General features: G+C 46.2%; 11 protein-coding genes. 8 read left to right on the forward strand and 3 right to left on the reverse strand.

Translation table 11 applies throughout. The annotated features are described in order from the left end of the window. On the reverse strand, positions 1 to 547 hold a 547-nt coding region (pth, locus tag RMO79_RS16000; RefSeq protein WP_396136609.1), incomplete at its 3' end, for an aminoacyl-tRNA hydrolase. Between the two features lie 150 nt (positions 548 to 697). Continuing rightward, on the reverse strand, positions 698 to 1,696 hold the full coding sequence (pheS, locus tag RMO79_RS16005; protein ID WP_310484171.1) for a phenylalanine--tRNA ligase subunit alpha: 999 nt from the start codon (positions 1,694 to 1,696) through the stop codon (positions 698 to 700). Positions 1,697 to 1,886: 190 nt separating this feature from the next. Here pheS and RMO79_RS16010 point away from each other — a divergent pair, with 190 nt between their 5' ends. Both RMO79_RS16010 and RMO79_RS16015 read left to right on the forward strand, forming a co-directional pair. Next, the gene (locus tag RMO79_RS16010; protein ID WP_310484172.1) at positions 1,887 to 2,072 is read left to right on the forward strand and encodes a hypothetical protein; all 186 of its coding nucleotides are present in this window, start codon (positions 1,887 to 1,889) and stop codon (positions 2,070 to 2,072) included. Between the two features lie 38 nt (positions 2,073 to 2,110). After that, positions 2,111 to 3,028, forward strand: coding sequence for a TIGR04168 family protein (locus tag RMO79_RS16015; RefSeq protein WP_310484173.1), 918 nt, complete (start codon positions 2,111 to 2,113; stop codon positions 3,026 to 3,028). 4 nt (positions 3,029 to 3,032) lie between these two features. Here RMO79_RS16015 and tsaD read toward each other — a convergent pair whose 3' ends face one another. Next, the gene (tsaD, locus tag RMO79_RS16020) at positions 3,033 to 4,082 is read right to left on the reverse strand and encodes a tRNA (adenosine(37)-N6)-threonylcarbamoyltransferase complex transferase subunit TsaD (RefSeq protein ID WP_310484174.1); all 1,050 of its coding nucleotides are present in this window, start codon (positions 4,080 to 4,082) and stop codon (positions 3,033 to 3,035) included. Positions 4,083 to 4,393: 311 nt separating this feature from the next. On the opposite strand from tsaD, the gene RMO79_RS16025 reads away from it, so the two are divergent. From RMO79_RS16025 to RMO79_RS16050, 6 genes are all read left to right on the forward strand, one after another. Next, a complete protein-coding gene (locus tag RMO79_RS16025) occupies positions 4,394 to 4,891 on the forward strand; it encodes a Photosystem I reaction center subunit III (protein ID WP_310484175.1) in 498 nt (165 codons plus the stop codon). Positions 4,892 to 5,043: 152 nt separating this feature from the next. Continuing rightward, a complete protein-coding gene (gene psaJ / locus RMO79_RS16030) occupies positions 5,044 to 5,169 on the forward strand; it encodes a photosystem I reaction center subunit IX (RefSeq protein ID WP_295620345.1) in 126 nt (41 codons plus the stop codon). 97 nt (positions 5,170 to 5,266) lie between these two features. Further along, complete coding sequence (locus RMO79_RS16035) at positions 5,267 to 5,743, forward strand: photosystem I reaction center subunit XI (protein WP_310484176.1); 477 nt, start codon at positions 5,267 to 5,269, stop codon at positions 5,741 to 5,743. A 219-nt stretch (positions 5,744 to 5,962) separates the two neighbouring features. Further along, complete coding sequence (locus RMO79_RS16040) at positions 5,963 to 7,219, forward strand: OFA family MFS transporter (protein ID WP_310484177.1); 1,257 nt, start codon at positions 5,963 to 5,965, stop codon at positions 7,217 to 7,219. A gap of 19 nt (positions 7,220 to 7,238) precedes the next feature. Next, complete coding sequence (locus RMO79_RS16045) at positions 7,239 to 7,733, forward strand: DNA phosphorothioation-associated protein 4 (RefSeq protein ID WP_310484178.1); 495 nt, start codon at positions 7,239 to 7,241, stop codon at positions 7,731 to 7,733. A gap of 101 nt (positions 7,734 to 7,834) precedes the next feature. After that, positions 7,835 to 9,454 carry a B12-binding domain-containing radical SAM protein gene (locus RMO79_RS16050; RefSeq protein WP_310484179.1) on the forward strand — a complete coding sequence of 540 codons (1,620 nt, stop codon included), beginning with the start codon at positions 7,835 to 7,837 and terminating at the stop codon, positions 9,452 to 9,454. Positions 9,455 to 9,609 lie beyond the last annotated feature (155 nt).

Below are 9,609 nucleotides of genomic sequence, written 5' to 3' on the forward strand. Positions count from 1 at the left end.
GTTTGAGACTCATCTCGATCGCATCATTTACCAGATAGACAACTTCACTAACAATCGGGGTTTCGGTTGTCGAGAATTTACCGAGAACGTGAGAAATCGTATCCTTTTCCCCAGCACTTTTACCGATGCCAATTCTGACTCTAGGGAAGTTTTGAGTGCCCAGATGAGAGATAATTGATTTCATCCCATTGTGTCCGCCAGCCGAACCTGACAGTCGCAATCGAATTTTTCCTAGCGGTAAATCGAGATCGTCGTAGACGACTAATACCGACTCTGGTGGTAACTTAAACCAATCGATCGTCGCTCGGACTGATTGCCCAGACAGATTCATAAAGGTTTGCGGCTTGAGCAATTTAACTTTATTATTGCTACCAAATCCTTCACCATAAATGCCTTGAAATTGTTTGCGATCGCTCAAACTAATCTGCCAACGTTTGGCGAGAGCATCTAAAAGATCGAAGCCGACATTATGCCTAGTTTGGGCGTATTTAGTGCCCGGATTGCCCAATCCGACGATTAACTGCGGCATCACTAATTCATCGCTCATTCGATCGACCTCCTGTAAATATCGATTGCCGATTTAACTTGACACTTTACATCCCCGACTTCCTACATCCCCGACTTCCTCAAGAAGTCGGGGATGTGTAACTTACTAATTTAAAAAGAGATCTAGAATCCAATCTCAATCGCAACTAGCCTAAAATTGCCGCATAAAACGCAGATCGCTACCGTAAAGCTTACGGATATCATCGATTTGGTGTAGCACCATTGCCAGCCGTTCTACCCCAAACCCAGCCGCAAATCCACTGTATACTTCCGGATCGTGACCGACTTTGTTGAGGACGTTGGGATCGACCATGCCACAACCCATAATTTCTAGCCATCGCCCTTGCCATTGTACGTCTACTTCTGCCGAGGGTTCGGTGAAAGGGAAATAACTAGCACGGAACCGAATCGGTAGTTCCATTCCAAATGCTTGAGTCAGAAATTCTTTGATGGTACCTTTGAGATCGGTAAAGGTCAAATCGGGTGCGATCGCTAGAATTTCAATTTGATGGAAGACGGCGGAATGCGTTGCATCGACTGTATCCCGACGGTAACAACGTCCGGGAGAGATAATCCGAATTGGTGGTTCGTTTTCTTCCATATAGTGAATCTGCACCGAGGAAGTGTGGGTGCGGAGGAGATTGCCATCGGGGAGATAGAATGTATCCTGCATATCTCGTGCGGGATGATCTGGCGGGGTGTTGAGAGCTTCAAAATTATAGTAATCGGTCTCCATTTCTGGCCCTGTGGCAACGGTGTAACCCATGCCCACAAAGATATCTACCATCCGATCGATCGTCGAATTAATTGGGTGAATCCGTCCTTGAGGATAATATATCCCCGGCATGGTGACATCGAGTGTCTCTGCTGCTAATTGTGCCTGAATTTGGGCTGTTTGCAAATCGGTTTTAACCCGATCGAGTTGTGACTGAATGGCATCTTTAACTAAATTCGCCGCCGCGCCAATCGCCGGACGTTCATCAGCAGAAAGTTTGCCCATCCCACCCAATATTTTAGAAAGTTCGCCCTTTTTGCCTAAGTAATCGACTCGCAGTTGTTCTAATGCTTCTAGCGTCTGGGTTTGGGCGATCGCCTCTAGTGCTGTGGCTTGGAGTGTAGCTAATTGTGATGAGAGATCGCTTAATGACATGTCGATTGGAGTGGAGCTAATTGTTGTCAGAGATCGAGCTGAATCTGCGCGACAGATCTGGTTCTCGGTTGCCAGTTAATAGTTTAGATCGGTAACTGTCGGCCAATTTAGATTCTAACCGATCGAGTAACGCCTCCACTCGATCGCGCGGCAATCTACCATTCGCGGCGATCGAGATTCAGTAATTCTCATGATGAAAATTGAGATTCTCTTACTAGAGAGGCTCACGGGAACGGATCTGATGCTGGTTTTTAAAAATAAAACTGCTGCAATCCGCATGATGTCGTCAACGATCGCCAAGATTGAAGCGATAAAATCGCGTCAGAGTTTTAAAATGAGAATTACCGAATCTCGATCGAAGGCGACGATCGTGTAAAAATAGTAAGGGCGCAAACAAACCGATCGTCAAACACCATGCTGGAGAATCCAACCACACCGATTAAAATTGCGATCGTCGGCGACGTTCACGACCAATGGGAAACTGCTGATGAAGTTGCGCTGCAACATTTAGGTGTCGATTTGGTGTTGTTTGTCGGCGATTTTGGCAATGAAGCAGTAGAATTAGTCAGTCGCCTTGCGGCTCTGAAGCTGCCTAAAGCATTAATTTTTGGCAACCACGATGCCTGGTATACCGCTAGCGATTGGGGACGCAGCAAAAGCCCTTACGACCCACTGGTAGAAGATCGCGTGCAGCAACAAATCGACCTATTGGGCGAGAGTTGTGTCGGTTATGGTAAGTTAGATTTTCCGCAATTCAATCTATCGATAATTGGCAGTCGTCCGTTTAGCTGGGGCGGCCCGCAATGGAAGTATAGTGACTTTTACGAATCTAGATTTGGGGTCGATAGTTTTGCCGCATCCACACAGCGGATCGTCGAACAAGCCAATCGAGCAACCTGCGAACACCTAATTATCATCGGACATAATGGCCCCACGGGGCTGGGAGACGACCCAGAATCTATTTGTGGTAAAGATTGGGGTGAAACGGTAATTGGTGGCGATTACGGCGATCCTGACTTGTTTGAGGCGATCGCAATTCTTAAATCTCAAGGCAAATCGATTCCGCTGGTTACTTTCGGTCACATGCACCACAGGCTCAGGCATACCAAAGAACGCTTGCGCCAACCAATTGTCATCCACCCAGATGGTACGATTTATCTTAATGCCGCACGCTGTCCGCGCATTCTCTCGACGATCGAACGGACTGTTCGTAATTTTTCCCTGGTTACGCTACTAGATGGCAAGGTGACTCAAGCGGGTTTAGTCTGGATGACGCAAGATTATCAGGTGGGTTTAGAAGAAGTTTATTGGCAATCTCCTGCGGCTAATTAAATCATCAAGACGCGTGTCGATACAAACTCATCACCTCCATAATCGATAACCGCGAATGTACGCCCAAATCTAGTGGAGAAACATGTCCCCGACTTAGATGTTCAGCCGCCGCACATCCAATCATCGCCGCATTATCCGTACAATATTCCAACGGTGGAAATAATACCTGAATTCCCCGATCTCTTGCTGCCGCTGCTAATGTTGCTCTGAGTCCGCGATTGGCAGCCACGCCGCCACCGAGAACGATCGTGTTTAAGCCATAGTCACTCGCACAAGCGATTGCGCGTTTGGTTAACGATCGGGCGATACTATGTTGAAAGCTAGCCGCAATATCCGCAACAGGTAGTTCTTTACCTGCGGCTTGCAACTTCTGTGTCAAGCGCAACACCGCAGTTTTGACCCCGCTAAAACTCGAATCATAGGGATGAAAGCCACCTCCATGTAGCGAAATATTCCCCTCTGGCAGCGGATACAGGTTGGGATTGCCTTCCGCAGCCAATCGATCGATTTTGGGGCCGCCGGGATAGCCCAGATTTAGCAATCTGGCAACTTTATCGAATGCTTCCCCCGCTGCATCGTCGCGCGTGGCTCCGAGTTCGGCATATACGCCACAATCTTTGACATGAATCAGGCTGGTATGTCCGCCAGATACCAGCAGACACAAGAAAGGGGGTTGTAATTCTGGCGCGCTCAAATAAGATGCGTAAATGTGCCCTTCGAGATGATGAACGCCTAAAAATGGCTTGTCGTGGAGAATTGCTAAGGTTTTTGCCGCGCTCATGCCAATTAGCAGCGCGCCGACTAATCCCGGCGCGACTGTCGCGGCAATCCCATCGATCTCCGTCCAATCTAGATTTGCTTCCTGAATTGCTCGATCGACTAAATCGGTAATTGTTAATAAATGTTGCCGCGACGCTACTTCTGGTACCACACCTCCATATTGGGTATGAATGGGGATTTGCGAAGCGATAATATTGCTGCAAACTTTACGATTGTTAACAATTGCTACCGCCGTTTCGTCACAACTTGTTTCAATTGATAAAACTGTTGTCATTAGCTGCTAATTTTAAAGATGAAATATAGAGATAAATAATTTGGCAATCGTCGTAGTGTACCTGTTAATTCAGATATTACACTAACTCGTTAACGTAGCCTCTCTTCTGGAGACTCCACTACTTAGCGATCGAGATCGATCGACAAAATATCCCAATCTCTACAGTATCGGCGATCTTTCGCGATCGACACGAAAGACCGTTGAAAATTCCCAAAGGACTATTATAGTTTTTTTGCTAAAGCAGATCGGCAGCCCGATCGTGTGTTTTGTAAATAAAACTACTTGTTTTGTTATATAAGGAAACAATTGCTATGAAAAAACTGTTGGCTTTTGTCTTTGCCATCTGTCTTTGGTTTAACTTTACGCCCCTCGCATCAGCTTCAGAAGTAGCCGGACTCGTTCGTTGTGGCGATTCTCCTGCTTTTCAACAACGTGCGAAAATGGCGCGGAATACCACCAACGACCCCGAATCTGGCAAGAAACGTTTTGAAATGTACTCTCAAGCACTGTGCGGCCCAGAAGGACTGCCACACTTGATTGTAGATGGACGACTCGATCGCGCGGGTGACTTCCTCATCCCCAGCATCTTGTTCCTCTACATCGCGGGCTGGATCGGTTGGGTCGGTCGTGCTTACATGATTGCGATTAAAAAAGGCGACAACACCGAAGACAAAGAAATCGTCATCGATGTACCTTTAGCAGTTAGCTGCATGTTAGGCGGATTTGCTTGGCCTGCTGCTGCCTTAGGTGAATTTACCTCTGGTAAATTAGTTGCTAAAGATAGCGAAATTACTGTTTCTCCTCGGTAAGTACGATCGGTTTTCGGCGTAGTTAGACCCTAGTTGGCAGCTAACAGCAATGTAACTGACAACTTACCTAAATTTACGAATCGCCATTTTACCGAACGTGCCTGCTGTGGCAACAATCGCAACATATCGCTCTTAAATTCTGGAGATAGTCCATGTCACATTTTCTGAGATTTTTATCTACTGCGCCAGTATTGGCAGCAGTGTGGATGACTTTTACTGCGGGAATCATCATTGAGTTCAATCGCTTTTTCCCCGACTTATTATTTCATCCCTTGTAACAATTGGTGTTAGTAAGTAGGAATTAGTCATTAGTCTAATTCCGCTTCCCTGACTCTCCATTCCTCCATTCCCTTAACTATTTGTAAGAGGTTTTCTATGGCAAGTCCTCAAGCTGTAAGCAGTCCCAATCCTGAAGTTAGTAACTTAGCTACTCCAGTCAACTCTTCTGGCATCATCCAATCTTTTATTAGCAACTTACCAGCTTACCGGGCTGGTTTGGCACCTCAACGACGGGGATTAGAAGTGGGAATGGCTCATGGCTACTTCTTACTCGGCCCCTTCACTCTCTTAGGACCGCTCCGTCATACCGACCAAGCTTATCTCGCCGGATTGGCTGCCACAATTGGATTGGTAGTTATTTTAAGTGCTTGCCTATCCATTTATGCTGCTGTAGTTACCGAACCGCCGCTACCTAGCGTAGCAGCCCCCACACCACCTGCGAATTTCAATGGTAAAGGTTGGGGTGAATTTACCTCTGCTTTCCTGATTGGCGGTGTTGGTGGTGCGGCAGTTGCCTACTTGTTAGTCGCTAACTTGCCAGTTTTAAGCAGTTTTTCGATTCTTGCTAAATAAATCTGAAATTAGTCGAATGTAAATATTCATCGACTAGTTGGCAGTCGCTCCTTAGTAACATCGAGCCGATCGAAATTACCCTGTCTTCAGCTAGAAGATGGGGTAATTTCGATTTGAGGTAATTTCGATCTAATTGGGGCAAGTACTAACTTTTAAAATTAGCAGCAGAACTCAGGTTATTCTAATACTGTCCGATCGATCTATGCTGGAATTATTGAAATGAACGATCTCAAACTATTTGGCTTGCCTGCTCGGCAAGGTCGATGGCTATTTTTACCGCTCGGTATCGTTGCCATGTTGTGCTTGGGTACGGTATATTCCTGGAGCATTTTTCGGAAGCCGCTGACAGAAGCTTTGCAAAAGCAAGGCATGACAATTGGGGCGACAGAAACTTTACTACCCTTCGCCACATTACTGGTCGTATTTGCCATTTTAATGCCGATCGCGAGCCGCTATATCGAACGTTATGGAGCTTCTAAAGTAACCGCCGTGGGGGGAACGATCGTTGGCTTGGGATATTTTCTATCGAGTTTTGCCAATAGTATTCCACTATTAATTATTACCTATGGTGCGATCGCGGGAGCTGGCATTGGAGTTGTCTATGGCGTACCGATTGCTGTCACCGCTAAGTGGTTTCCCGATCGCAAGGGTTTGGCTGTCGGTTTAACAGTAGTTGGTTTTGGGTTGTCGCCATTAATTACCGCACCGCTGGCTAAAATTTTAATTGATACTTATGGTATCAGCAACACGTTTAGAATTTTTGGGGTGTCTTTCACAGCGATCTTATTAGCAATTGCCACTCAGCTCAGATTTCCCCCAGCAGATTGGCAACCCAGTTCCCAGTTTATCGCCAGCCCCAGCAGCAGTAAGCCAGATAATTTGCTGAGTTCGCCCAGTTTTTTCGCGCTGTGGAGCTGTTATGCGATCGGGACTCTGGCTGGTTTGATGGCGATCGGGATTGCAAATAATGTCGGCAAAGAAATTATCGAACTCGATACGAATCTGTCTACTACATCGGTATCAATTTTTGCAATTTTTAACGGGATCGGTCGCCCAATTTTCGGGTGGTTGACCGATCGCATTAAGCCCAAAATGGCGGCGATTGTCTCTTACACCATGATTTTAATTGCCTCGATCGTGATGCTAAATACTGGTAAAGGTCAAATTGTCAATTATTTCTTTGCCTTCAGTTTATTGTGGTTATCTTTAGGTGGATGGCTGGCGATCGCCCCTACCGCAACGCTATCGATGTTTAATCCAGCTAATTACACTAAAAACTATGGCATCGTTTTTACAGCTTATGGAGCGGGAGCTTTAGCGGGTACGCTAGTTGCTGGTAGTGCTAAAGACATTTTTGGCAGTTATACCAACGCCTTTATTCCAACTGCAATTCTCTCGATTTTGGGTATCTTAATTGCAACTTTCGCACTCAAGCCCGATGCCAAAAATGTTAATGTGCAAACTACCAATTCCTGACTCTACTATTCCCTAAGTTATGTCTGAAAACCGCATCCGAGTGGCGAGAGATAAAGCCGAACTAGTTAAATCGTTAATGGCATCGACTGAAAATAACAGCCCATTTCAGACTTATGCAGATGTCATTTTATTTGCAGCAGTGTTGGGTGCCAAACAAAAACAACGCATCCCCCTGGGCGAAATTTCTAAAAAGGAACCAGGGCCGATTAGTATGGAAATCTTTATCGCTCGCGGCTACGATCCGGTCATGAAATTAATTGCGATCGCGGCTACTGAAAATATTAATGTCATTTCACCAGATCGAGCTGATTTTGAAGAACAGCGCGTGCGAATCTTTGAAGAGTATGCCAATGGTGGATTGGATCTGCTCGATCGAGAATTATGTGGTGCGGTAGACTATACCGAGCGAATCTTACTCATGCTATCGTCCTCAATCGAGCGCGGATCGACTGAGGACGATCGCAACATGGAAACGGCTCCTGAAGAATTCGATTTAAGAAAGTTTTTAGGCTAATAGTGTTGTCAAAGAAACAAAACCAATTAAACTAGGGTCAGTAAGTTGTATGCGTCCATCATTCCACCTAACGGGGAATGCCGTTACTTGGAGATAATATTATGAACGTTCTGCTCCTCTATCCTCGTTTCCCTAAAAGCTTTTGGTCATTTGAAAAAACGATCGAACTGATGGGTCGCAAAGCTTTGATACCACCGTTGGGATTGATCACCGTTGCGGCGATTCTACCTCAAGAGTGGAACTATAAGCTCGTCGATTTGAACGTTCGGGAAGTTACCGAAGCTGAGTGGGATTGGTCGGAATTGGTCGTTTGCTCGGCAATGATCGTCCAAAAACCAGATTTACTCGCCCAAATTAAAGAAGCCAAACGCCGTGGCAAAAAAGTCGCAGTCGGCGGGCCTTATCCAACCGCATTACCCCACGAAGTATCCGAAGTTGGGACAGATTATCTGATCCTCGATGAAGGCGAATTGACGATTCCCCTCTTTGTCGAAGCCATCAAACAAGGGCAACTATCGGGTACTTTCCGCGCTCCCAATGGCGAACGTCCCGATGTGACTAGCACTCCCGTCCCTCGCTTTGAACTGCTAGAATTCGATGCTTATGCCGAAATGTCCGTGCAGTTTTCGCGGGGATGTCCCTTCCAGTGTGAGTTTTGCGATATTATCGTCCTCTACGGTCGCAAACCGCGTACTAAAGCACCAGAACAACTGCTCAAAGAACTCGATTATCTCTACGAATTGGGTTGGCGACGCAGTATCTTTATGGTGGATGACAATTTCATCGGCAATAAACGCAATGTCAAACTGTTGCTCAAAGAATTATTGCCATGGATGATCGAACACAAATATCCCTTCTCATTCGCTACCGAAGCATCCGTCGATTTGGCAGGCGACCAAGAGCTGATGGATCTGATGGTCAAATGTAACTTTGGAGCTGTCTTCCTGGGCATTGAAACCCCCGATGAAGAGAGTTTAGCACTCACCCAGAAACACCAAAATACTCGCAGTTCCCTTAGCGAAGCGGTGAACAATATCACCAAATCGGGCATCCGCGTCATGGCAGGATTTATCATCGGCTTCGACGGCGAAAAAACAGGTGCGGGCAACCGAATTGTCAAATTCGTCGAACAAACCGATATTCCTACTGCCGTGTTTAGTATGCTCCAAGCATTGCCAGATACCGCTCTATGGCATCGGTTGACCAGAGAAGGACGGATGCGTGTCGAGGGTGCAAATATCAATCAAACCACATTGATGAATTTTGTGCCGACTCGTCCTTTAGAAGAAATTGCGTGCGAGTATATGGATGCCTTCGATGAATTATACGAGCCATCTAAGTTCCTCGATCGCACTTACCGTCACTTCCTCACACTCGGTACCGCCACTTACCCAGATAAAGGTAAAGATCGCAAAAAACCATTCAGTTGGGTTGTAATTCGCGCTCTACTCATCATCTGTTGGCGACAAGGGGTTGTGCGTTCTACCCGTTGGCAGTTCTGGCGCAATCTTTGGAGTATGCAGCAGATCAATCCAGGTGGGGTGGGTAGTTATTTGGGCGTTTGCGCTCAAATCGAACACTTCTTGGAATACCGAGGCATCGTCCGTCGCGAAATTGGCACTCAATTAGCCGAATTCCTGGCTGCTGAAGCCGAACTCAAAGCAGCAGAGGTATCTATACCAGTAGCAGCAGTAGAGGTAATGGCGGAAACGGCTGTTTAAATTAATTGATAATTAATTATTAATTGTCGAGGAGAAATTTGGCATTGCTGGATTGGGATCTGAAACCACAGGTAGGGGTAATGTCTTGTCGGTTTTATTAGGAGGTTACCACCGAAAAAAAACGCCGCTTGATGAATTAACCCAAACTGTGGTTT

The sequence above is a fragment of the Chamaesiphon sp. VAR_48_metabat_403 genome (assembly GCF_031422475.1).
Lineage (GTDB): Bacteria > Cyanobacteriota > Cyanobacteriia > Cyanobacteriales > Chamaesiphonaceae > Chamaesiphon.